Below are 24,660 nucleotides of genomic sequence, written 5' to 3' on the forward strand. Positions count from 1 at the left end.
ACGTTGCTCCTGGATGCTGAGAATTAATGATGTGCCCATTCGATGCTGTTGATATCCACGCCCTGTTTGAACATGTCCCACAGTGGGGAGAGATCGCGCAGACGGCCAATGGATTTACGCACCAACGAAATGGTGTAATCGATCTCTTCTTCCGTGGTAAAACGCCCCAGGGAGAAACGGATCGAGCTGTGCGCTAACTCATCACTCATACCCAGTGCACGCAGCACATAGGAGGGTTCAAGGCTGGCAGAAGTACAGGCAGAACCTGAAGAAACCGCCAAGTCTTTCAACGCCATGATCAGCGACTCACCTTCAACATAGTTGAAGCTGACGTTGAGAATGTTCGGTGCACCGTGTTGCAGATCGCCGTTCAGATACACTTCTTCCATATCTTTCACGCCGTCCCACAGACGATCGCGCAGGATGCGCAGGCGTGCCATTTCGCTGGCCATTTCTTCTTTGGCGATACGATAGGCTTCACCCATGGCAACGATCTGATGCACTGGCAGGGTACCGGAACGCATACCGCGCTCATGGCCACCGCCGTGGATCTGGGCTTCGATGCGGATGCGCGGCTTACGCTGCACATACAGGGCACCAATACCTTTCGGGCCATAAATCTTGTGGCCGGAGAAGGACATCAGATCCACTTTCAACTTACTCAGATCGATAGGCAGTTTACCTACGCTCTGGGTCGCATCGACGTGATAGATGATGCCACGCGCCCGGCACATTTCGCCGATGGCGGCGATGTCCTGCACCACGCCAATTTCGTTATTCACGTGCATGATGGAAACCAGGATAGTGTCTTCACGCATCGCGGCTTCGAGAACCTGGAGATCGATGATCCCGTTGCTCTGCGGTGCCAGATAGGTGACTTCAAAACCTTCGCGCTCAAGTTGGCGGCAGGTATCCAGCACGGCTTTATGTTCGGTTTTACTGGTGATGATGTGCTTGCCCTTCTTCTGATAGAAGTTGGCAGCACCTTTGATCGCCAGGTTATCGGATTCGGTAGCCCCAGAGGTGAACACGATCTCACGCGGGTCCGCGCCAACCAGCTCAGCGATTTGGTTGCGGGCGATATCAACCGCCTCTTCCGCCTGCCAGCCGAAACGGTGGGAACGGGAGGCCGGGTTACCGAAAGTGCCGTCCAGGGTCAAAAACTGCATCATCTTCTCGGCAACACGCGGGTCGACGGGGGTCGTGGCCGAGTAGTCCAGATAAATCGGTAATTTCATTGCTCTTGTACTCCGTACATCACTTCCAAAAACCAATAAATTAGTCGTCAGCTGCTTATGCGCGCAGATTAACGTTGATCGTTTCTTGCAGACGACCGTTGGCCGTGCGGCGCGTATCACTATTTTGACGGTCTGCCACGTCCAGCACTTCCTGGTTGTTCACCAGTTCGGCCAGCGTAATATTGTTCAAGAACCCGCTGATGCGCTCGCTTAGATCGCGCCACAGGGTATGGGTCAGGCAACGATCGCCTCCCTGGCAGCCTTCTTTACCCTGGCAACGGGTTGCGTCTACTGATTCGTCGACTGCGGAAATCACCGCACCTACGGCGATAGCGTCCGCGTCTTTGCCCAACAGGTAACCACCGCCTGGCCCACGCACGCTGGCCACCAGGCCGTTCTTACGCAGACGGGAAAACAGTTGTTCCAGATAAGAGAGCGAGATACCTTGGCGTTCGGAAATATCCGCCAGTGGTACCGGCCCTTCCTGGGAGTGTAATGCCACGTCGAGCATGGCAGTTACTGCATAACGGCCTTTGGATGTCAGTCTCATAGCTAATTGGTTACCTGTTGGTCAAACATGGGCCAAATTCTGACATTCCCGAGTAAATCAGTCAACTATTTAACCTACTAATTTACTCAAGTATTCGTGCTTTTTGTGCGCTTTGCTATCCGATGCATATAAAATACACCTTATAACCTGCAGATAAGCAATACTATCTTGCGTAACTGCAGGTGATAGCAAAATTAATTACCTTGCTGTTTATCCTGTTTCTCGATCGAGGTCAGCATACCACGCAAGATATTCAGCTCCTGCGCTTCCGGACGTGCCCGAGCAAACAGGCGGCGTAAACGGTTCATCACCTGCCCTGGATGGGCGGCGCGGATAAAGCCGGTGCGCACCAAAGTCTGCTCCAGATGCTGATAGAAGCGTTCAATATCATCCACCAGAGGATACGGCGACTCTTCCACCGGAGTGGTCTCTTCCTGCTGGCGATCGAGGAAGGCAACGCGAACCTCATACGCCAGAATTTGCACCGCCATGGCCAGATTCAGCGAGCTGTAATCCGGGTTGGCAGGAATGGCGACATGATAATGGCATTTCTGTAATTCGTCATTGGTTAGCCCAACGCGTTCACGGCCAAAGACCAACGCGACCGGCCCCTGCTCGCCTTCCTGTACCGCGCGCACGCCACATTCGCGAGGTTCCAGCATCGGCCATGGGAGAGTGCGCGAACGAGCGCTAGTGCCCACCACCAAGCGGCAACCCGCAATGGCTTCATCAAAGGTATCGACAATCGTGGCGTTGCCAATCACATCGCTGGCGCCTGCGGCCAGGGCGATCGCCTGGGAATCGGGTTTCACCAGTGGATTGACCAGATAAAGGTTGGTTAACCCCATGGTTTTCATGGCACGGGCAGTAGAGCCCATGTTGCCAGTATGAGAGGTTTCAACCAGAACAATGCGGATATTGTGCAGCATACAAACTCTGAGCGTTGCGGAAAATCGTAGCATCCTAACACAGTCGTAGGTATTTTGCCGAACACCTGCTATACTTCGCGCCGTTTCCTGTTCTTTAACATCCTGTGGAAGATACCCATGCATCCGATGCTGACTATCGCCGTGCGCGCTGCGCGCAAGGCTGGCAACCTGATTGCCAAAAATTACGAGACTCCAGACGCTGTAGAAGCGACACAAAAAGGTTCTAACGACTTTGTCACTAACGTCGATCGCGAGGCTGAGCGTCTGATCATCGAAATCATCCGTAAATCTTACCCGAACCACACCGTTATTGGTGAAGAGTGCGGTGAGTTAACCGGTGAAGATCAGGATGTACAATGGGTGATTGATCCACTGGATGGCACCGCCAACTTCATCAAACGTCTTCCACACTTCTCCGTTTCCATCGCCGTACGCATTAAAGGCCGTACCGAAGTGGCCGTGGTTTACGATCCAATGCGCAACGAACTGTTCACCGCCACCCGTGGCCAGGGCGCACAGCTCAACGGTTACCGTCTGCGCGGTACCAATGCCAAAGATCTGGATGGTACCATCCTGGCGACTGGCTTCCCGTTCAAAGTCAAACAACATGCACCGGCTTACATCAACGTGCTGGGCAAACTGTTCACCCAATGTGCCGATTTCCGTCGTACCGGTTCCGCCGCGCTGGATCTGGCCTACGTTGCCGCTGGCCGCGTTGATGGTTTCTTTGAGATTGGTCTGAAGCCTTGGGACTTTGCTGCTGGCGAACTGCTGGTACGTGAGTCTGGTGGCTTGGTCACCGACTTTGTTGGCGGGCATAACCACTTCAGCTCTGGCAACGTGGTTGCCGGTAACCCGCGTGTGGTGAAAGCATTGCTTTCCAACATGCGTGAAGAACTGAGCGAAGCGCTGAAGCGTTAATAACTCAGATGAAAATCAAGGCGCTGCATTTGCAGCGCTTTTTTTATGTCATCAACGGGCAAAAGGCCGTATCCCGCCACCAAATTCCGGCTGAGCGCTGACGTACAGCAGCACACCGGCAAACAGCAGAATTAAACCTCCGGCTAACGCCAACGCCCCCCAAGCAACCGCACTCCAGGCCGCCGGTGCGCGCTGACGGCTGATGCGTATCGCCAGCTTACGGCTGTAATGCACCAACAGCGCCAACCCGGAAATCGTGATCGAGGTACCCAGTGCCATGGCCAGTGCCGACAACACACCCCAGGTAAAAACGCCGATCACCTTGGAAAACAGCAAGACCAAGATTGCCCCGGAGCAAGGCCGAAGCCCCATTGCCAGCACAATCGCCGTTTTGGTACGCCAATCATTGCCAGCTTTCAGTTCCTCATCGCTCGGCAAATGCCGGTGGCCACAACCACAATTCGCGCTATGTACATGATCGGCAGGCAGAGGCTGCAAGCTGTTGATGCGCAGCGCAGGCCGAGGCCGCATGGCTTTCACCGCCATAAACAAGCGCTTTAACGCCCGCCAACTGAGCAAGACACCGAGCAGGATCACCAGAATAAAACTGCCCTTCTCCAGCCAGAAACTACTTTGATGCAACTGCCGGGAAGAAAGTTGCAGCACCACCAGCACTAGCGTGACCAGGGCGATCGCGACCAATCCCTGGACCACGGAGGCGGCAAACGTCAGCTTCAGGCTGCTTTTCAACCGTGCCGGGTGGGTAGCCAGATAGGTGGCGATCACCACTTTACCGTGGCCCGGCCCCAGGGCATGCAACACACCATAACCTAAACTGAACAGCATCAGCGCCACTCCCGCTTGCTGGGGAGCCGCCTTGACCTGTTGCAGCAAGGCCGCCATTTCCTGATGTAGCCCTTTCTGCCACACCACGCTTTGCATCAACAGCTGCGGCCAGTAATGCCAAACCCACTGAGCCACCGCCGCCAGTAGAGTGAAGAACAGCAACAACGGCCACAGGCTGAAGGCCCAATGGCGCTGAGGTTTGCTGGTCTGGCTGAGGTTTACTGACATGTTAACGTCACCCGCTGGGCAAACTGTTGCCCTAATGCCATATCTTCACCGGGCGAGTCGTTCTTATCGAGAGACAATGCGTAGGCTTGTAATGACGAATCGGGCTTTGGTGTCATCAGGCTGAATTTGCACTGCTTTGCCATTTCTGGCGGCAGATGCAACGCCTTTTGATCCTGATAGGTCATGTCCACAAAATAGGTGGGATCGTAGGTGGCAATCTCAAAGGGTTTCCCCACCAACGGCTGCGGCTCCGCCAGCGGCAACACAAATTCCAGCACGGCTTTATGGCCCTGCCGGGATAGATGGTATTCGGTTGGCAGGTTGAGGTATTTCACCGGTTTGCCTGCGCGGTAAATATCGGTGAAATAGTGCTGCCCGAGGACGTTAGCCATCACTTCCGCCGCCAGTTTTTTCCAGACTTCTGAATCGCTGTTGGCATTTTCTGCGTCATACAGCAGATCCGCCGAGGTGATCTCATCCATTACCCAAACCATTTTTAAACCGGTCAGCTTCTGATCCTTAGCCACAAAGGTGGTGTTCATATCGATAAAACTGTGTGGGTGGGCCAGTGCCCCCATGCTGATCATCATTACCAAGCAGGCCACCAGGGCGCGGAGTTTCATCCTCCAAGCATACTTTTTATTGTTATAATATAACATCAACAAAACCTCAACCGGCGTTAACAAGCCGAATAACTGTGACGAAAGTAGTAAGCCGAAGTAAAAGCAGGGGTAACTGCCACGCCCCGCAGAGCCTTTTGCTATGCTTAAACATAATTTAAACACGACCTGCCAGAAGGTGATATGAGCCTGGAGACTTCTTCTGCGCCTGAGTTCTCCGGTCAACAACGGCGCTGTCATTTACTGTTGATGCTGTATGCGCCAGTACCCTCGGTACAACTGGAAACAATCGGCCAAATCAACGGCGTAGACATGCTCATTACCCGGCAAGATATAGCCGAGGTTGCCAGCGAGATCCAGCATTTCCATCATCTGGAAATCAGCGGCGATCCCGACGAAGGCTACCAGATCCAGGGCAGCGCGCTGGATCTTCGCTTGTGTCTGCTCCAATGGCTACGGCGAGCCTTGCGTTGCAGCCCTGAGTTTGTCGAACAACACTTTGGCCCTCAGTTTCAGCGGGCGATGCAACTTCAGCACCAACAGCTTCCGGCACTGGAATTGTGCATCAACCAATGTGAACAGCGCCTTAACCGCCGTTTTGAGCAGCGTGACCGACTGTTTTTGCAACACTATCTTTGTTATTGCGTCTGGGCTAGCCAGCATCAGCGCCATCCTCAATTTGATCGCCGCCAGCATGAGTGGCTGCTAAGCAAGCCAGAGCACCTGGCAGCAGCGGAACTGCATCAAGCGCTGAATCAGCTATTTGGCCAGCCCGGTGATAGTAGAGAATGCGACTTCCTGGCGTTGATGTTTACCCTGCTGAAAAGTCACAGCTACCAGAGCAGCGATTCGCCAGAGGACCAACGCCTGATGGCGGCCATTGGGCAGGTGGTGGAACGCTTCCAGCAGATCTCCGGCATGCATTTCAGCAGCCAGGGGGGGTTAATCAGCCAGCTGTTTGCCCATTTGGCCCCTGCCGTGGAACGCTGCCGGTTTGCTATCGGCATCGACAATACGCTACTGGAAGAGGTAGTCCGTAAATATCCCCGTCTGATGCGCACCACGCAGGAGGCGTTAGCGCCGTTTGAACAGGAATATGAGATTCAATTTTCGCGGGAAGAAGCAGGGCTAGTGGCGATCAGCTTTGGTGCCTGGTTGATGCAGGGCAACGCGCTGCATGAAAAGCAGATACTGTTGCTGACGCTGGATAACCCGCAGTTGGAAGAAGAAGTGGAATATCAGATCCGCGAACTGACGCTATTGCCGTTGAACATCAAATATCAGCCATTGCACGACTACCTGCTTGCTGGTGCACCACAAGGGATTACGCTGGTGATTAGCCCCTACGCCACACCGAGCCAGGAGCAACCACCCACACTGATTATTACCGAACTGCCGCTGGAGCGTCAGCAGCGCAAGGCGATCCGTGCGCTGCTGGAAAGCCCTTAACGGCTATTGCTAACCGCCACCGCCGGTGGGCGAATAAACAACGCTGGCACCACCACTGCAACCATCACCCAAAACACTCCGCCCTGATAGTGCTCAAACAGGAAGCCCGCTACCACGGTCATAACGGCAATTCCACCGCCCATCGCCAGCGCCGAATAAACCGCCTGCAGACGGATCACTTCCGCCCCCTGACGCGCCGCAATAAAGCGCATTGCCGCCAGATGGCAGACCGTGAAGGTACCACAGTGCAGCACCTGCACCAGCAACAGCCAGCCGATTTCTGTCGTGGTTGCCATCAAGCCCCAACGCAGCAGGCCACATACGGCGGAAAGTAACAGCAGATTACGCGCGTTCCAGCGGCGGAACAGGAAATTGCTGCTGGCAAAGATAACCACTTCTGCGACCACGCCCAAAGACCACAGGTAGCCAATAGTCGCCGCAGAGTAACCCGCCTCTTCCCAATAGATGGAGGCAAAGCTGTAATAACCGGCATGTGCCCCTTGCAACAGCGTCACACACAGCAGAAAACGCCAGACAGGTCCTTCGCTGAGCAGTTCACGCCAAGAGCGGCTGAGTTCATTCTGCGCCCGAGCCTCACCTTGTGGCAGCACGCTCGGTTTCAGCAACATGCCCACCAGCATCGCCAAAATGCTGACCAACAGGCTGATCAATATCGCATTATGGCCCCAAACGGACACCAGCTTGCCGGTTAACGCCGAACCGATCACAAAGGCCAGCGATCCCCACAGCCGCACCCGGCCATAGTCCAGAGTGATCTGCCGTTGCCAGGTGGCAGCCAACGCATCGGTCAGCGGGACCAACGGGGAGAAGAACAGGTTAAAACCGGCGATCACCAGCATCAGCCAGGCCCAGCCATTACCAAAACAGAAGCCGACGGCAAACGCCAAGGAGAGCAATGCCAACAAACGCAACGCGGTGATTAAATATGAGGGATCTTTAACGCGAGGAGCAATCAGCAAGCTACCTAGAAAACGCGCTACCAGGCCAGCGCCGAGCAAGATACCGATGGTTTCAGGCGGTATGCCCTCACCTTTTAACCAAACGCTCCAAAACGGTAGATAGATGCCATAGGAAAAGAAGTACGTGAAATAACTGAGAGCGAGCCAACGCGTTGATTGCAGAACCATGTTCCCTCCAGGATGAGGGCAATACTTTGACAGAGCTCACACCTTGCAGCAATCTTCATTCATACTCAAAGGGCTAGAGTGCAAAGTAGTTCACAGTTTCGCTGCAACAACGCTAAAAAAACCCGCCGAGGCGGGTTTATCTGCAAACCAATCGAAGTATTTAGGCATAAACCGGGAAGCGAGCGCAGATATCCAGCACTTTCTTCTTGGTACGTTCAATAGTGGCTTCGTCGTTCAGATTGTCCAGCACGTCACAGATCCAGCCAGCCAGTTCACGCACTTCGGCTTCTTTGAAACCACGGCGAGTCACCGCTGGAGTACCCAGACGGATGCCAGAAGTCACAAACGGGCTTTTCGGATCGTTTGGCACGCTGTTCTTGTTAACGGTGATGTTGGCACGGCCCAACGCGGCATCGGCTTCTTTACCGGTCAGGTTCTTATCTACCAGATCCAGCAGGAACAGGTGGTTGTAGGTGCCGCCGGAAACCACTTTGTAACCGCGCTCCAGGAACACTTTCACCATCGCTTTGGCGTTATCGGCCACTTGCTGCTGGTAAACCTTGAACTCAGGCTCCATCGCTTCTTTCAACGCTACCGCTTTACCCGCGATCACGTGCATCAGCGGGCCGCCTTGGCCACCAGGGAAGACGGCAGAGTTCAGCTTCTTATACAGCTCTTCATCACCACCTTTGGCCAGGATCAGGCCGCCACGCGGACCCGCCAGCGTTTTGTGGGTGGTGGTGGTCACGACGTGGGCATGAGGAACCGGGTTCGGGTAAACGCCAGCGGCAATCAGGCCAGCCACGTGTGCCATATCCACGAACAGGTAAGCGCCGATGCTGTCAGCGATTTCACGCATTTTGGCCCAATCAACCACACCGGAGAAGGCCGAGAAGCCGCCGATGATCATTTTTGGTTTGTGGGTCTGCGCCTGTTTGGCCAGATCGTTATAGTCAATCTGCCCGGTTTCGTCGATACCGTAAGGCACCACGTTATACAGCTTACCGGACAGGTTCACCGGTGAACCGTGCGTCAGGTGGCCGCCGTGTGCCAGGTTCATCCCCAGGATGGTGTCGCCTGGCTGCAACAGTGCGGTATAAACGGCAAAGTTAGCCTGGGAACCTGAGTGTGGTTGCACGTTGGCATAGTCGGCACCGAACAGCTCTTTGGCGCGATCGATCGCCAGTTGCTCAACGATATCAACGTATTCGCAACCGCCGTAGTAACGCTTGCCCGGATAGCCTTCTGCGTATTTGTTGGTCAGTTGGGAACCCTGAGCCTGCATCACGCGCGGGCTGGTATAGTTCTCAGACGCAATCAGCTCAATGTGCTCTTCCTGACGCACGACTTCCTGCTCCATTGCATGCCACAGTTCGGCATCATAATCAGCAATGTTCATTTCACGCTTTAACATCCGGCATCTCCTGACTGAAATCAGCTAGCTTTCCCCTATGGATTTCATGCTGCAGCTAGGCGACAAGCTATCTCATCCCCAGGAGCTTACTTTTCGTAAGTGACTGGGGTGTGATAGTGCAGGTAACAACGCTGCAGCTTGAAAGACGACGGGGATAATTTTACCCATATGGGTTCTGGGCCACAGTGTAAACCGTTTCGGCCTATCGAAGATAGGTCTTGACAGAGGTTTTTACGCAAACGATTGGCATCAGGTGGCGTAAGGCTTTGAACCCTTAAAGGTCGCATTTTGGCAACGGAGTTTTACTCATCAACAAAATGCGCTTTTTTCATGTTCTGTGAAGACGATCGACGGTTAACAACCCCGCAACAATAACAGGGATATTTACAAGCACGGGGTAATTTTATAAGATTCATTTAAAATACACCTACAAAATGACCATAAAAACATCCCCAAGGAGCCTCACCATGCTGGATAGTCAAACCATCGCCACCGTTAAATCTACCATCCCCCTGTTAGCCGAAACCGGCCCCAAACTGACCGCCCACTTCTACGATCGCATGTTTGCTCATAACCCTGAATTGAAAGATATTTTCAATATGAGCAACCAGCGTAACGGCGATCAGCGCCAGGCGTTGTTCGATGCTATCTGCGCTTACGCCAGCAATCTGGAAAACCTGGCCGCCCTGCTGCCTGCGGTAGAACGCATTGCCCAGAAGCACGCCAGCTTCAATATCCAGCCCGATCAGTATCAGATTGTCGGCCACCACCTGTTAGCCACGTTGGACGAAATGCTCAGCCCTGGCCAGGAAGTGCTTGATGCCTGGGGAAAAGCTTACGGGGTGCTGGCCAACGTGTTTATTCAGCGTGAAGGACAGATCTATCAGGAAACGGAAAAGAGTGATGGTGGCTGGCGTGATTTGCGTGCCTTCCGCATCGTGAAAAAACAGCCGCAGAGTGAGGTGATATCCAGCTTTGTACTGGCTCCAGTAGACGGTGGCCGCGTGGCCGATTACCAACCAGGCCAGTATCTGGCGGTCTATATTAACGATGGCAGCCTGCAACATCAGGAGATCCGCCAGTATTCACTCACCACCGCGTCGAACGGGGAATATTACCGTATCGCGGTCAAACGTGAGGAACAGGGCGCCGTTTCCAACTTCCTGCATCAGCAGGCCAAAGAAGGCGATATTATTCATCTCGCGGCACCACACGGCGATTTCTTCCTGCAGGTGGAACCTACTACACCGGTGGCATTAATCTCGGCAGGCGTTGGCCAAACGCCAATGCTGGGGATGCTTAACACCCTGCACGACAATCAGCATCCGGCCAACATCCACTGGCTGCATGCAGCAGAAAACGGCTCAGTGCATGCTTTTGCTGACGAAGTGGCGGATATCGCCGGGCGCATGCCGAATCTGAGCCGTCATGTCTGGTACCGTGAACCTAATGCCGATGATGTTCAGGGCCGCGATTATCACAGCCAGGGCCTGATGGATCTGAGCGCATTGCGTAGCGAGTTGAGCGATCCGCAGATGCATTACTACTTCTGTGGTCCGGTGCCGTTTATGCAGCACGTGGGTAAGCAGTTGCTGGCGATGGGCGTGGAGGCCGAACGTATCCACTACGAATGCTTCGGCCCGCATAAGGTGCTGTAAGGCTTCAGGTAACGGGCGCAGCAATGCTGCGCCTCTACACCCTGTTATTTAGTCCGCTTCCACGCATCCCGTACCTGTTCCGCCGTCACCGGCGCAGCCTGGTTCCCCCAGCTTCCGCGCAGATAGCTCATCAGATCGGCAGTCTTCTGATCGTTGAGCACCCAGCCATAACCCGGCATAACGATCGCCGTGGCATGTTGGGTGACCGGCGTGTGAGCGCCTTCCAGCACCACGCGCAAGGCGGTCAGCGGATTTTCCGCCGTCACCGACAGATTACCCGCCAGAGCAGGTATTACGTTGTCGCTCCCCTCCCCCTTATTGCCATGGCAAGTTGAGCAGTACATCGCATAGGTCTGCCCGCCAGAAGCCATGCTCGCGCTTGATGCCGCCATGGTTGCTACAGGTTTTGGTGCTTCTATCTCCAGGCTGTGTACATACTGCGCGATAGCCTTTAAATCGTCATCACTGAGATATTGTGTGCTGTGCGCCACCACGTCACTCATCGGCCCGGCCACTGCCGCATGTCGGCTACGGCCGCTTTTCAGCAGCGCAACCACATCATCCGGCTTCAACCCACGCAGGCTCGGTGCATACCAACCATCCAGCTCTGCGCCGCTCAGGAACTCTGGGGATTGGTTATCCAGCCCTTGTTCCTGCATCGCCCAGCCGCGCGGAGTATGGCAACTGCCACAGTGACCCAACCCCTGCACCAGATAGGCGCCGCGATTCCATTGTGCGCTTTGCTTAATGTCTGGCTGATAGGTTTGGTCTTCATGGAACAGCGTATTCCATACCGCTAGCGGCCAACGCATGGACATTGGCCAGCTGATATCGCTTTCCCGGTTGGCAGTGTCTTGCGCCGGAACTTCGTGCATCAGGTAGTCATAGAGAGCGCGCATGTCCTGCTCGCTCATTTTAGCGTAAGAGGTATAAGGCATGGCGGGGTACAGGCGGTGCCCATCTTTGGCCACGCCCTGCCGCATGGCACGGTCGAACTCTTCAAAGCTATAGCTGCCAATACCTTGCTGTTTATCCGGTGTGATATTGGTGGCATAGATATCCCCCACCGGCGTTGGGAATTTCATCCCGCCCGCCAGTTCCTTGCCACCCGGAGCCGTATGGCAAGCCGTACAGTCCCCTGCCTTGGCCACGTATTCACCGGCGGACATGGCGTGAGCCGAGCCACCAGCCAGTAACAGCATCAGATACAACGGACGTAATGTCATACCCCCTCCTTGGCAGCCACTTTGCCGTAAGCCAGTTCATTCACTGCTCGCCAAGCCTGATCGATCGCCGAGTTGGCATAGGGGCTCCAGTCGGAATCGGAATTGGCAATGACGATCTTGCCGATCGGCTGCCGCGCGGTTTCGATGATCTTTTTAGCCTCATCTTCATCATCGAACATGCCGTTGAGGAAATAGGAGTAACCATGCGACCAGCGGTTGACGGTGATCGCCTGAATATCCCGCTGATGATCAAATCCGGCATCACCTAACATGCCCTGCAACTGTTCACGGATCATCTGCTCGTGTACCTCAAACGGGGTTCCTAGCAACAGCGCTCGTCCTTTGCGCGACTGTTCACGCGGGCTAAGGCCGCTGCCGGGCAAGGTCGGCACATACACCATATGCAGCCCGATAGGCTGGTTTGGATCGCGCGGGTGCTGATATCCCCCCATGCTTACCGGATAGTCCAGCTTCACCCTGCTGTAAGGCGCGGTAGGAGAATAGACTTCGTGCACCCCCAGTTTGATAAACGGCTGCCAGTTGCGGATCACCACCTTACTGTACACCAACGGCGATTTGACGTTCTGCTTCAGCGCTTCTTGCTGCTCGTGAGGCATTTCCGGGATCAGATAAGGGATCATCATATTGTAACCGGCCATCACCACCTGCCCGGCACGCACTTTGACCATCTTCTCGCCGTTGATATAGGCCACCTCGGCCTTATCACCCACGTTGGCCACGTGCAGCCCGGTGCTGTTCAAGCGTAGTTTTACCGGCGACTCGGGACGATCCAGCTGGCTGTAATCGAACTGCGCCAGGATGATATCGTTCATATCTTTGCCACCCGGTGCCACCGCCGGGATTAAATGGCGCACCATCAGGCGAGCCAGCGTGGCATTGCCATCCGGGAAGTGGAATACATAGGGATCGTCAAGATCGGCCTGCGATTCCTCATCCAGCGGCGGCAGGTTCATGCCGTTGAGGCCCGGCAGATCACAGATTCGGGCATCGCTGCACGAGGTCGCATCAATGCCGACGGCCTGAAAATCGTTGGTGGTTTGCTGGAAATAGCGGATCGCCATTTCGCTCAGCCCCACTTTCTCACGTAGGAACTGGCTATAGCTGTGCTTGTCCAACCAGGCCACCTTCTCTTCCTGGCTCAGCCCCGGCAGGTAGTCTTTTTCGACGGTGTGCAGCGCAATCAAGGCCTGGCGATCGGCCTGCGGCAACGGGAAGTCGTTGATAAAATCTTCATAAGAGCGACCATTGAGGCGATCGCGCGGAATATCATCCGCCACCACTCGGCCCGGATCGCCACTCACCACCTTATCAACGCCAAAGTTCTGGCGATCGAAGTAGACGCCACGGCTGAGATTCAGGTCCGGATAGAAGGTGGTATCGAAGGCCTTTTCCATACCGTCCAGACTAACGCCCAGATTTTTCAGCAACCCCATGGCGACCGGGCTGAAGTTGGAACGCGGCGACTGTAGCGATTCGCTGCCCCCGTAGCCAAGGAGAGTACCGTTCTCGCTGCTGAATTCGTTACGCTTGGCGTGGCCGCCAAAGTCATCATGGTTATCAATCAGCAAAATACGTTGCTGTTTGCCCTTCATCTGCTGCCAGAAACAGGCCGCCGCCAGTCCGCTGATACCAGCGCCGACGACCACCAGATCGAATTCCTCCTCGATCGGCAGGCGGCCAAAATCAAAGGTTTTGCCATCACGCCCCAGTTGGTGGGCATGTTCGAATGAGCCTGGGTGATTGCCACGCAGGCCTGTTAACGCGGGTGGGTAATACAGGGTTTGATGGGCGGCTTGCGGCGATGCGCGCAGGATCTGCATCGGCGTTAGCCCGGCGGCGATGGTGATCGCTACCCCATTAAGAAAATCGCGACGGGTGATAGCCATAAAAGCGTCCTTTTATTCTTTATTATTATCAGGCCAGCCGAAGCCAGCCTGAGAGCCGCGTTATTGTGCGTATAAATCCTGCCAGATCAAGCAGATTAGTGTTTGAACATCACGTGGCGAATGGTGGTGTAATCCTCCAGCCCGTACATCGACATGTCTTTGCCATAGCCAGACAGCTTCTGCCCGCCGTGCGGCATTTCGCTCACCAGCATAAAGTGGGTGTTGACCCAGGTGCAGCCATACTGCAAACGCGCGCTCAGGCGATGGGCACGCCCTACGTCCCGCGTCCACAAGGAGGAAGCCAAGCCGTAATTGGAGGCGTTGGCCCAGGCCAGCACCTGCGCTTCGTCGTCGAATTCCGTCACCGTCACTACCGGGCCAAACACTTCGCGCTGGACGATTTCATCTTCCTGGCGTGCGCCTGCCAACAGCGTTGGTTGGAAATAGAAGCCAGGACCAGCGACTTTTTCGCCCCCGGTGACCACCTGGATATGAGGCAGTGCTTTGGCTCGCTCAACAAAGCCAATCACTCGCTCCAGATGCTGGGAAGTGATCAACGGCCCTAATTCGGTACTGCTGTCTTCCGGAGGCCCGATCTTCAAGCTGGCCACCGCTTCACCCAGCGCTTTCACCAGTTGTGGGTAAATGCCTTTTTGCGCATAGATCCGGCAGGCGGCTGTGCAATCCTGCCCGGCATTGTAAAAACCGAAGGTGCGGATACCGTCAACAACCTGCTGGATATCGGCATCATCGAAGACGATTACCGGCGCTTTGCCTCCCAGCTCCATATGGGTGCGTTTAATCCCAGGTGCGGTATGGGCAATGATATGCTCGCCGGTAGCAATAGAACCGGTAAGAGACACCATGCGCACCTTGTCATGGCCGGTCAGCACATCGCCCACGCCGGCACCACGGCCAAACAACACGTTAAGTACGCCCGGCGGAAACACTCCAGCGGCCAGTTCGGCCAGCTTGAAGGTGGTTAGCGGCGTCTGTTCCGAAGGTTTAATCACCACGCAGTTCCCCGCCGCCAACGCGGGTGCCAACTTCCAGGCGGCCATCATCAGCGGGTAGTTCCAGGGAGCAATCGAAGCCACCACACCCAGCGGATCGCGGCGGATCATCGAGGTGTGTCCCGCCAGATATTCACCGGCCGCCATGCCACTCAGGCAACGGCTGGCACCGGCAAAGAAGCGGAAGACATCGGCCACCGCAGGCAATTCGTCATTCAACGCGCAGTGATAAGGCTTGCCGCAGTTGAGGGATTCCAGTTTGGCGAAGGTTTCCGCATGCTGGTCAATCACGTCCGCCAGCGCCAGTAAGTGCTCAGCACGTTCTTTCGGGGTGGTTTGCCCCCACTGTTCAAACGCCGCATCGGCGGCCAGCACGGCCTCTTCAACCTGCTGTGCGCTGGCCTCGGCCACCTGCACAATCACTTCTCCCGTCGCCGGGTTGTAGACCGGCAACTTTTCGCCCTGGCCGGTAACCAGTTGACCATTAATCAGCAGTTGGCTTTGCATAGGGTTATCCTTTGAAAATGTTGGCGTAATTCGGTGCCTGCCTTTATGGCAAACACCTGGTTATTCATTCTTAGAAATACAGTTCCCATCCCCAATGGATTTCAAGTCATAGCTAGGCGGCAAGAGCGTAAATCCCCAGGAGCTTATACAAAATAAGTGACTGGGGTTTACGCTCGCAGCCAACAACGCTATGGCTTGAAAGACGAAGGGGATGTTATTTACCGCTACCAGCGACGCTTTCTCCGCCTTTGGTCAGGTAGTACGCGCCCAGGATCGGGAACATCGTCAATACCATCACCGACAGCGCGACCACGTTGGTGATCGGCACATCACGTGGGCGGCCCAGTTGATTCAGCAGCCACAGCGGCAGCGTACGTTCGTGCCCGGCGGTAAAGGTGGTCACGATGATTTCGTCAAATGACAGGGCAAACGCCAGCATCCCCCCCGCCAACAGTGCCGAGCCCAGATTCGGCAAGATCACGTAACGGAAGGTCTGCCAGCCATCAGCCCCCAAATCCATCGAGGCTTCGATCAGGCTGTGTGAGGTACGGCGGAAGCGGGCAATCACGTTGTTGAACACGATCACCACGCAGAAGGTGGCATGGCCGATGACGATCGTCATGATCCCCGGTTCGATATTCAGCGCCTTAAACGCCGCCAGCAGCGCCAGACCGGTGACAATCCCCGGCAAGGCAATAGGTAACAGCAGCAGCAACGAAATGCTGTCCTTGCCGAAGAAGTCCCGGCGATACAGCGCCGCTGCTGCCAACGTACCGAGCACCAGCGCAATCGCCGTGGCTAGGCAGGCGATCTGCACCGAAAGCAGTACCGCATCAATAATGTCCTGCCGCCCCGCCGCCACGCTGAACCAATGCAGGGTAAAACCCCGCGGTGGGAAGCTGAACGCCGCGTCTTCGGTGTTGAAGGCGTACATGGCGATAATCACTATCGGGAAGTGCAGGAAGATCAGGCCACCCCAGGCGGCCAGTTTCAGCCCTAACGGCGCGCGTTCAGAGTGCATCGAAGGCCCCCAGGCGTTTCACAATCGAGAGATAAATGGCGATCAGGACGATCGGTACCAGCGTAAAGGCGGCCGCCATCGGCATATTGCCGATCGCCCCCTGTTGGGCATACACCATGCTGCCGATAAAGTAGCCCGGCGGCCCCACCAGCTGCGGCACGATAAAGTCGCCCAGCGTCAGCGAAAAAGTAAAGATGGAACCGGCTGCGATACCCGGTACCGCCAGTGGCAGGATCACATAGCGGAACGTCTGCGATGGGCGAGCCCCCAGATCCGCAGAAGCATGCAGTAACGAAGGTGGCAAGCGCTCTAACGCCGCCTGGATCGGTAAGATCATGAACGGCAGCCAAATATAGACAAACACCAGGAAGCGCCCAAGACCGGAAGTGGATAACGTATTACCCCCTACGCCGGGAATGCTCAGAATGCTCGCCAATACCGGCTCCAGCCCCATATGTTGCAGGAACCACTGGGCCACGCCGTCTTTCGCCAGCAGCAGCGTCCAGGCATAGGCTTTAACGATGTAGCTGGCCCACATCGGCATCATCACGGCGATATAAAAGAACGCCTTCACCTTGCCGCTGGTATAGCGGGCCATGTAATAGGCGATCGGGAATGCCAATACCGCACTGGCCAGCGAAACCACCACTGCCATGGTCAGCGTACGCACGATGATGTCGTAGTTGGCCGGGTTGAACAGCGCGCTCAGGTTGGCAAAGGTCAGATCCGGCGTCACCGTCATGGTGAAATCGTCGAAGGTGTAAAAACCCTGCCACAGCAAGGTCAGCAACGAGCCCAGATACACCGCCCCAAACCACAGCAGCGGTGGCACCAGCAATAACAGCAGATACAGCGTTGGCTTGCGGTACAGGTAGGTTGAAATCGCGCGAATTTTACCGCCGGGCGCTGCCGGCTGCTCGATGCTCATGTCCATCTCACCTCTCCTCCAGCAGTGGCACCATTGCCTCTCTGGCCCAACAGGCGGTGACCGGCTGGCCGATCAGGCGCTGCTGTGCCACGGCCTGCCACTGCGGATTAGCCTGGCTGACCAGCAGTTTCTCACCGCTGCTCAGGGCGATTTCATAGCGTGTCGCCGCCCCTTGGTAATGGATATCCTGCAAGGTGCCCTGAACCTGAACTTCCCCTTGCGTTGCGCCGCTTTGATCCAGCAGGCGGATATGCTCCGGGCGGATCGAGAAGGTGGCCGATTGCCCCAGCAACCGTTCCGCCAGTTCGCTGCGTACCACGTTGGACGTGCCGACAAACTCGGCAACAAACGGCGTTCTTGGCCGCATATACAGTTCGCGTGGCGCATCTACCTGCTCAATACGGCCATTGTTAAATACCGCCACCCGATCGGACATCGACAGGGCTTCGCTTTGATCGTGCGTGACGAAGATAAAGGTGATGCCCAGTTGGCGTTGCAGCTTCTTCAACTCCCCCTGCATCTGCTCGCGCAGTTTCAGATCCAACGCCCCGAGCGGCTCATCCAGCAGCAGTACGCGTGGGCGATTGACTAATGCACGAGCCAGAGCCACGCGCTGACGCTGGCCACCGGAAAGGTGCGCCGGTTTACGCTCGGCAGCAAACCCCAATGCCACGCTTTCCAATGCCTGATTCGCCCTGGCCAGTCGTTCACGCTTGGCCACGCCTTTCACCATCAGGCCGTAAGCCACGTTCTCCAACACGGACATGTGCGGGAACAACGCATAATCTTGGAACACGGTATTCACATCGCGCTGATAAGGCGGCAAATTGCTCGCCTCTTGCCCATGAATACGGATGGAGCCGGAGCTCAGTTGCTCAAAGCCGGCAATCAACCGCAGGCAGGTGGTTTTACCCGAGCCAGAAGGCCCAAGCATGGAGAAAAACTCGCCGTCCTGTATTTCAACAGAAACCCGATCTACGGCGCGAACATCGCCGAAAATGCGCGAGACATCGATAAACTGCACAGCAATGGTCATGATGTACGCTCCAAAATGTTGCCCCTCACCCCAACCCTCTCCCACAGGGAGAGGGAGCCGTCTGGCGCTCTCAGGTGAGAACAATGATGGTTATCTACCGCCCATAATGGCGATGTAGTCCTGTGTCCAGCGGCTATAAGGGACGAACTTGCCGCCCTCGGCCTGTGGCGTTTTCCAGAAAGCAATCTTGTCGAACTGGTTGAAACCGTTGTTTTCACACCCTTTGTCACCGAGCAGGGTGCTGGCTTTGCAACCTGCTGGAACCGCTGGTAACGAACCAAACCAGGCCGCAACGTCACCCTGTACCTTCGGCTCCAGCGACCAGTTCATCCACTGGTAGGCGCAGCTTGGATGCTTGGCCTCGGCGTGCAACATGGTGGTATCTGCCCAGCCGGTAACCCCTTCTTTCGGGAATACGGTAGCGATAGGCTGGCCTTCGCCTTTCAGGGCGTTGGCCTGGTATGGCCAGGCGCTGGAGGCCACCACGCCTTCGTTTTTGAAATCGCTCATCTGTACCGAGGTGTCATGCCAGTAACGGTGGATCAGCGCGTGCTGGCTGCGCAGCAGTTTCAGTGCCGCCTGATACTGCTCTTCGTTCAGTTGGTAAGGGTCGGTGATGCCAAGCTGGGGTTGAGTCGCTTTCAGGAACAGAGCCGCATCGGCGATATAGATTGGGCCGTCGTAAGCCTGCACCCGGCCCTGATTGGTCTTGCCGTCCGGCAGGTTTTGCTGCTGGAACACCACGGCCCAACTGTCTGGCGGCGTCGGGAAGGTTTTGGTGTTATACATCAGCAGGTTTGGCCCCCACTGATACGGCGTACCGTAGGTTTTGCCCGCCACGTTGTACCAAGGGCCGTTTATCAGGCGTGGGTCGATATTCTTCCAGTTAGGGATCAGCGCGGTATTGATTGGCTGCACGCGTTTGCCGAAGATCAGGCGCAACGACGCATCGCCAGAAGCGGTTACCAGATCGTAACCGCCTTTTGCCATCAGGCTGACCATTTCATCCGAGGTCGCGGCGGTTTTCACATTCACCGCACAGCCGGTCTGTTTCTCAAACTGGGTCACCCAGTCGTAATTCTTGTCGGACTGACCACGTTCGATGTAACCGGGCCAGGCGATAATGTCCAACCGCCCTTCCCCTTTGCCCAACTGCTGTGGCGTATCGGCAGCCTGAGCCATACCGCAAAGGATCGTCATACAGAGCGCGGTGACTGTGGTGATTGCGTGTGTTTTTCCCATCGTAATTACCCCTGTGTTGCATTAGATATGCGGCAAGGAACGGTTGCCGCCGATTTTTTATCGGCCGTGTGGCTAGAAGGAAGCCTTGAACTTCGCCATCACGTGCCGGACAACGCTGTAATCCTGTAATGAATCACTGGAGAGATCTTTGCCGTAGCCGGAGCGCTTTAAGCCACCGTGGGGCATTTCGCTCGCCAGCGTAAAGTGGGTATTGATCCAGGTGCTGCCATATTGCAAATGCGCCGCGATATGCAGCGCGCGGTCGATATTCTGTGTCCAGACCGAGGAGGCCAGACCGTATTCGGAGTCATTGGCCCAGGTCACCGCCTGCTCCAGGGTGTCGAAACGCGTCACGCTGACCACCGGGCCAAACACTTCACGCTGGACGATTTCATCGGTTTGCAGGCAGCCAGCCAATAGCGTGGGCTGGTAGTAAAAGCCGGGGCCAGAGTGCGCCGCCGCGCCAGTGATCAATTCGATATGTGGCTGGCTGAGGGCCCGTTCGACAAAGCTGGCCACCCGGTCACGCTGGCGGCTGCTAATAAGTGGGCCAATTTCATTATCTTCGTCACGCTTGCGGGCAAAGCGCAGGCTAGAGACTGCCTCCCCCAAAGCTTCCACCAGCTTCGGATAGATTCCTGCCTGGGCGTAAATGCGGCAGGCCGCGGTGCAATCCTGCCCGGCATTGTAGTAACCGAAGGTGCGGATACTGCTGACGACCTCATCCAAATCGGCATCGTCACAGACGATCACCGGGGCTTTACCGCCCAGTTCCAGATGGGTACGCTTGACGCTTTTGACCGCCGCCTGCAGGATTTTTTGCCCGGTAACGATATCGCCGGTAACCGAAACCAAACGAACCTGCGGATGACCCACCAGATGGCTACCCACCCCTTCGCCACCGCCATAGACAATGTTCAACACGCCTGGCGGCAGGATTTCCTGCAACGCAGGCACCAAGGCCAGGATGGTCAATGGGGTATGTTCGGAGGGCTTGAAAACTACGGTGTTGCCTGCGGCCAGCGCCGGAGCAATCTTCCAGGCCGCCATCATCAGCGGATAGTTCCATGGCGCGATGGAGGCCACCACACCGATCGGGTCACGCCGGATCATTGAGGTATGGCCCTCGACATATTCACCGGCCAACTGGCCTTGCTGGGTGCGCACGGCTCCGGCGAAGAAGCGGAATACGTCAATGGCTGCGGGGAGATCGTCGTTCAGTGCCTGATGGAAAGGTTTACCGCAGTTCAGCGCTTCAAGGCGCGCCAGATGTTCTGCCTGCCGTTCAATGGCATCGGCAATACGCAGCAGGATTGTTGCTCGGAAAGCGGGAGTGGTCCGTGACCAGTGGGAAAATGCCCGCTGCGCGGCGGCAACTGCGTGACCCACCTGAGTTGGCGTTGCCTCGGCAATGGAAACCAGAGTTTCACCGTTGGCAGGATTAACAATGGTCTCCTGGTGGCCTTCACCCTCGACCGATTCGCCGTTAATGAATTGCCGACAGGACAAACCTGAAACCAATTGTAACTCTGCCATTGCGCCGCCTCATGTGACAAAAGCGTTAACTAAATGTGATAATTTAGTTTTAATCAGACTAAGCGAGCGCACTGCGGACAACAAATTCTAAATACTGAAGGCAGCGTTCGATTAAATCGAAGGCTTGAGACCGGTCATGTTCGTTTTGCTGTTCTCCCGCGCAATGGTGAGGAATGGCGTCACCAATTCAGGCCGTGCGCTGCCACGCCGCCAGGCCAAGCCGATATCCAACGGTTCCAGTAAATCCACCAGCTTGCGCGCTTCAATCATATTGCCCTCCAACGACCAGGCGCGATAAGCCATATCCGGCAGGATGGCAATGCCCATGCCTGCCGCCACCAGGCTGCGCACCGCTTCGGTGGAGGCAGTTTTCATGGCGATCTCCGGCTTCAGGCCCGCTCTCCCCCAGATACGCCGGGCATGAACGTCCATTTCATCAACGTTGAGTTGGATCAGCGGCTGTTTGGCAACGTCTGCCAAACCGATGCTTTCGTGCTCCAGCAGCGGGTGCAGCGGCGGCAGCCACAGGCGATACGGGGAGTGCATCAGCACTTCGGTCTGTAAGGCATCGCGGTCTTCAATGTTAGATAGGATCAGCACCCCGATATCAATTTCACCGCTCACCAGCAAATGCTCGATATAGGGCCGTTCATCCTCAATCACCTGGATGGTCACGTTGGGATAGGCAGACTTGAAGCGCTTGAGCAGCTCAACCAGGAAATACCCCGCCACCAGGCTGGTGACGCCTATGGTCAATTTGCCACTCAGGCTTTCGGTGCCTAGTTGCAGGCTGCGCTTGGCATTATCCACCGTTGCCAGGATCAGGTACGACTGGCGCAGGAACTGGTGCCCCTGGTGGGTCAGGTTCATTCCCTTGGCGTGGCGTTCAAACAACCGCACACCAATGTCGGTTTCCAACTGCTGGATCGCCAGCGTAAGCGAAGACTGTGACACAAACACCGCCTGCGCCGCCGCCGAGATCGACCCGGTTTCGGCCACGGCAATAAAATGGCGGATTTGGCGTAACGTCATCATGGTAGCAACCTCAAACAAAACAGTTGGTTTGAGTGTAGATGCTCACCGGTAAGCCATCAGGAAATGTGTGAAAAACGCGATATCGTTCGCTTTTTTAGAACGCAAATAGGGAGGCAGTGCACAAAAACAACAAAGGCGCAGCTAAGCCGCGCCTTTGTTGTGAGCCTGTTGGCTTGTCAGCCGAATGATTAAATCGCTTCTTCGTCCTGCTCGCCGGTACGGATACGCACCACACGGGCCACGTCGAAGACAAAGATTTTACCGTCGCCGATCTTACCGGTCTGCGCCGTCTGCATGATGGTTTCCACACAGGTGTCCACGATATCGTCAGCCACTACGATCTCGATTTTAACCTTTGGCAGGAAGTCGACCATATACTCGGCACCACGGTACAGTTCGGTATGGCCCTTCTGGCGACCAAAGCCTTTCACTTCGGTCACCGTCATGCCGGTGATGCCTACTTCGGCAAGTGCTTCACGCACGTCGTCCAGTTTGAAGGGCTTGATAATCGCGTCAATTTTTTTCATTTTTATTCCTTAATTACCAATTTTTACGGCCAAAGCCGGAGGTGATCGGGTAGCGGCGATCTTTGCCAAAGTTACGAGCGGTAATGCGCGGCCCGACGGCGGCCTGACGGCGTTTATACTCGTTGATATCCACTAGGCGGATCACCTTGCGCACCACGGCTTCTTCAAAGCCCTCAGCAACCAGATCGGCAACCGATTTATCGCGCTCGACATAACCTTCCAGAATAGCATCCAGAATGTCATACGGTGGTAGGCTGTCCTGATCGAGCTGATCCGGCGCCAGTTCAGCAGACGGTGGACGATCGATCACCCGCTGAGGGATCACGTAGGAGACAGTATTACGGTATTCGGAAAGCTTGAACACCAGGGTTTTCGGCACATCTTTCAATACGTCGAATCCACCGGCCATATCACCATACAGCGTGCAATACCCGACAGCCACCTCGCTTTTGTTACCCGTGGTTAACACGATGCTACCGCGTTTGTTAGACAACGCCATCAGCACCACGCCACGGCAGCGGGCCTGCAGGTTTTCTTCGGTGGTATCCCGTGCGCTATCAGCAAACATCGGGGCGAGCTGGCCCATAAAGGCGTCGAACATCGGTTCAATCGAGACGATGTCAAATTCGATGCCGAGGATTTCGGCCTCTTCCTTGGCATCGGCGATGCTGATGTCTGCCGTATAGCGGAACGGCATCATCAAAGCCTGAACCTTGTCTTTGCCCAACGCATCCACGGCGATCGCCAGGGTTAGCGCCGAGTCGATCCCGCCAGACAAGCCCAGCACCGCACCTTTGAAACCGTTCTTGGTCACATAGTCGCGTACGGCCAGCACCAGCGCTTCATATACCTGCGCCAGCTGTGGCAACTCCGCCGCCGGAGCCGTCATCGGCACCACTTCCAGGCCTTTGAACTCAAGCAGCGTCACCTGCTCGGCGAAAGCCGCCAGGCGATGAGTCATATTGCCAGCGGCATCAAAGACTTTTGAACAGCCGTCGAAAATCAGTTCGTCCTGCCCGCCGATCTGATTCAGATAGACCAACGGCAGACCGGTACGCTGGCAGTGGCCCGCCATCAGGGTTTTGCGGATATACGGCTTTTCACGGTTATACGGGGAAGCGTTGATCGACAGCAGGATCTCTGCCCCCGCCGCTTTCGCCGCATCGACCGGTTCCGGGAACCACAAATCTTCGCAGATCAGCAATCCCAGACGATAACCTTTCAGCTCCACCACGCAGTTTTTATCGCCCGCATGGAAATAGCGCTTCTCATCGAATACGCCGTAGTTAGGCAGCTGTTGCTTGAAGTAACGGGCCTGCAAGGCCCCCTCAGAGAACAGGGACAGCGCGTTATACAGCTTGCCGTCTTCACGCCACGGGTGGCCGACCAGGATCGCCACATCGGCGGAGGCCTGCTGCAAGCGGCTTAGCTGAGTATCACAGCGCTGGTAGAAATCATCACGGTACAGCAGGTCTTCCGGCGGGTAGCCGGACAGCGCCAGTTCGGTGAACATGACCAGATCGGCTCCCGCCTTCTGCTGCTCCTGCACGGTTTGCAACATGCGCTCGCTGTTGCCTTCAATATCGCCCACCAGCAAATTCAGCTGGGCTAACGCAATGGAAAGTGATCTGCTCATATCTCTATGGTCTGCCATGCCACAACAAAGAAAACGGAGTGTAAA

General features: G+C 55.7%; 21 protein-coding genes. 3 read left to right on the top strand and 18 right to left on the bottom strand.

Features of this window, described 5'->3' with window-relative positions; genetic code table 11:
- Positions 1–23: 23 nt before the first annotated feature.
- The 3 genes from A6U95_RS26145 to trmJ form a co-directional block, all read right to left on the bottom strand.
- A complete protein-coding gene (locus A6U95_RS26145) occupies positions 24–1,238 on the bottom strand; it encodes an IscS subfamily cysteine desulfurase (protein WP_024529352.1) in 1,215 nt (404 codons plus the stop codon).
- A gap of 55 nt (positions 1,239–1,293) precedes the next feature.
- The gene (gene iscR, locus A6U95_RS26150; RefSeq protein WP_021178861.1) at positions 1,294–1,788 is read right to left on the bottom strand and encodes a Fe-S cluster assembly transcriptional regulator IscR; all 495 of its coding nucleotides are present in this window, start codon (positions 1,786–1,788) and stop codon (positions 1,294–1,296) included.
- A gap of 194 nt (positions 1,789–1,982) precedes the next feature.
- Positions 1,983–2,717 carry a tRNA (cytosine(32)/uridine(32)-2'-O)-methyltransferase TrmJ gene (gene trmJ / locus A6U95_RS26155; RefSeq protein ID WP_065686611.1) on the bottom strand — a complete coding sequence of 245 codons (735 nt, stop codon included), beginning with the start codon at positions 2,715–2,717 and terminating at the stop codon, positions 1,983–1,985.
- Positions 2,718–2,834: 117 nt separating this feature from the next.
- On the opposite strand from trmJ, the gene suhB reads away from it, so the two are divergent.
- On the top strand, positions 2,835–3,638 hold the full coding sequence (suhB, locus tag A6U95_RS26160) for an inositol-1-monophosphatase (protein WP_065686612.1): 804 nt from the start codon (positions 2,835–2,837) through the stop codon (positions 3,636–3,638).
- A gap of 51 nt (positions 3,639–3,689) precedes the next feature.
- Here suhB and A6U95_RS26165 read toward each other — a convergent pair whose 3' ends face one another.
- A complete protein-coding gene (locus A6U95_RS26165) occupies positions 3,690–4,712 on the bottom strand; it encodes a nickel/cobalt transporter (protein WP_065686613.1) in 1,023 nt (340 codons plus the stop codon).
- A complete protein-coding gene (locus tag A6U95_RS26170) occupies positions 4,703–5,371 on the bottom strand; it encodes a DUF1007 family protein (RefSeq protein WP_065686614.1) in 669 nt (222 codons plus the stop codon). Before A6U95_RS26170 ends, A6U95_RS26165 begins: the two co-directional genes overlap by 10 nt.
- 144 nt (positions 5,372–5,515) lie before the next feature.
- On the opposite strand from A6U95_RS26170, the gene csiE reads away from it, so the two are divergent.
- Positions 5,516–6,781 carry a stationary phase inducible protein CsiE gene (csiE, locus tag A6U95_RS26175; protein WP_065686615.1) on the top strand — a complete coding sequence of 422 codons (1,266 nt, stop codon included), beginning with the start codon at positions 5,516–5,518 and terminating at the stop codon, positions 6,779–6,781.
- Here csiE and A6U95_RS26180 read toward each other — a convergent pair.
- Both A6U95_RS26180 and glyA read right to left on the bottom strand, forming a co-directional pair.
- Positions 6,778–7,929 (bottom strand): 3-phenylpropionate MFS transporter, encoded by a 1,152-nt coding sequence (locus A6U95_RS26180; RefSeq protein ID WP_065686616.1) that lies wholly within the window; start codon positions 7,927–7,929, stop codon positions 6,778–6,780. The two genes, csiE and A6U95_RS26180, sit on opposite strands and share 4 nt — an antisense overlap.
- Before the next feature lie 160 nt (positions 7,930–8,089).
- Positions 8,090–9,343, bottom strand: coding sequence for a serine hydroxymethyltransferase (gene glyA, locus A6U95_RS26185; RefSeq protein WP_024529358.1), 1,254 nt, complete (start codon positions 9,341–9,343; stop codon positions 8,090–8,092).
- A gap of 467 nt (positions 9,344–9,810) precedes the next feature.
- Here glyA and hmpA point away from each other — a divergent pair, with 467 nt between their 5' ends.
- A complete protein-coding gene (hmpA, locus tag A6U95_RS26190; protein ID WP_065686617.1) occupies positions 9,811–11,001 on the top strand; it encodes an NO-inducible flavohemoprotein in 1,191 nt (396 codons plus the stop codon).
- Positions 11,002–11,045: 44 nt separating this feature from the next.
- Here hmpA and A6U95_RS26195 read toward each other — a convergent pair whose 3' ends face one another.
- The 11 genes from A6U95_RS26195 to A6U95_RS26245 all read right to left on the bottom strand — a co-directional run bounded on the left by A6U95_RS26195 (position 11,046) and on the right by A6U95_RS26245 (position 24,615).
- A complete protein-coding gene (locus A6U95_RS26195) occupies positions 11,046–12,227 on the bottom strand; it encodes a cytochrome c (RefSeq protein WP_065686618.1) in 1,182 nt (393 codons plus the stop codon).
- A complete protein-coding gene (locus tag A6U95_RS26200) occupies positions 12,224–14,134 on the bottom strand; it encodes an FAD/NAD(P)-binding protein (protein ID WP_065686619.1) in 1,911 nt (636 codons plus the stop codon). The genes A6U95_RS26195 and A6U95_RS26200 overlap by 4 nt, the downstream gene beginning before the upstream one ends.
- A 95-nt stretch (positions 14,135–14,229) precedes the next feature.
- Entirely contained in the window at positions 14,230–15,654 is a 1,425-nt protein-coding gene (gene patD, locus A6U95_RS26205) for an aminobutyraldehyde dehydrogenase (protein ID WP_065686620.1), read from the bottom strand.
- 214 nt (positions 15,655–15,868) lie between these two features.
- Positions 15,869–16,675 carry an ABC transporter permease gene (locus tag A6U95_RS26210; RefSeq protein WP_021178881.1) on the bottom strand — a complete coding sequence of 269 codons (807 nt, stop codon included), beginning with the start codon at positions 16,673–16,675 and terminating at the stop codon, positions 15,869–15,871.
- Complete coding sequence (locus A6U95_RS26215) at positions 16,665–17,609, bottom strand: ABC transporter permease (protein ID WP_021807702.1); 945 nt, start codon at positions 17,607–17,609, stop codon at positions 16,665–16,667. The genes A6U95_RS26210 and A6U95_RS26215 overlap by 11 nt, the downstream gene beginning before the upstream one ends.
- 1 nt (position 17,610) lies before the next feature.
- Complete coding sequence (locus A6U95_RS26220) at positions 17,611–18,639, bottom strand: ABC transporter ATP-binding protein (protein ID WP_021178883.1); 1,029 nt, start codon at positions 18,637–18,639, stop codon at positions 17,611–17,613.
- 90 nt (positions 18,640–18,729) lie between these two features.
- A complete protein-coding gene (gene ydcS / locus A6U95_RS26225) occupies positions 18,730–19,881 on the bottom strand; it encodes a putative ABC transporter substrate-binding protein YdcS (RefSeq protein WP_065686621.1) in 1,152 nt (383 codons plus the stop codon).
- Between the two features lie 72 nt (positions 19,882–19,953).
- The gene (locus A6U95_RS26230) at positions 19,954–21,417 is read right to left on the bottom strand and encodes a gamma-aminobutyraldehyde dehydrogenase (protein WP_065686622.1); all 1,464 of its coding nucleotides are present in this window, start codon (positions 21,415–21,417) and stop codon (positions 19,954–19,956) included.
- A 111-nt stretch (positions 21,418–21,528) separates the two neighbouring features.
- Positions 21,529–22,452, bottom strand: coding sequence for a LysR substrate-binding domain-containing protein (locus A6U95_RS26235; protein ID WP_021178886.1), 924 nt, complete (start codon positions 22,450–22,452; stop codon positions 21,529–21,531).
- A gap of 188 nt (positions 22,453–22,640) precedes the next feature.
- Entirely contained in the window at positions 22,641–22,979 is a 339-nt protein-coding gene (glnB, locus tag A6U95_RS26240) for a nitrogen regulatory protein P-II (protein ID WP_004847623.1), read from the bottom strand.
- 13 nt (positions 22,980–22,992) lie between these two features.
- Positions 22,993–24,615, bottom strand: a complete 1,623-nt coding sequence (locus A6U95_RS26245) for an NAD+ synthase (protein WP_065686623.1) — start codon at positions 24,613–24,615, stop codon at positions 22,993–22,995.
- Positions 24,616–24,660: the final 45 nt, after the last annotated feature.

The organism is Serratia sp. 14-2641, assembly GCF_001692375.1.
In the GTDB taxonomy this organism is placed as follows: domain Bacteria; phylum Pseudomonadota; class Gammaproteobacteria; order Enterobacterales; family Enterobacteriaceae; genus Chania; species Chania fonticola_C.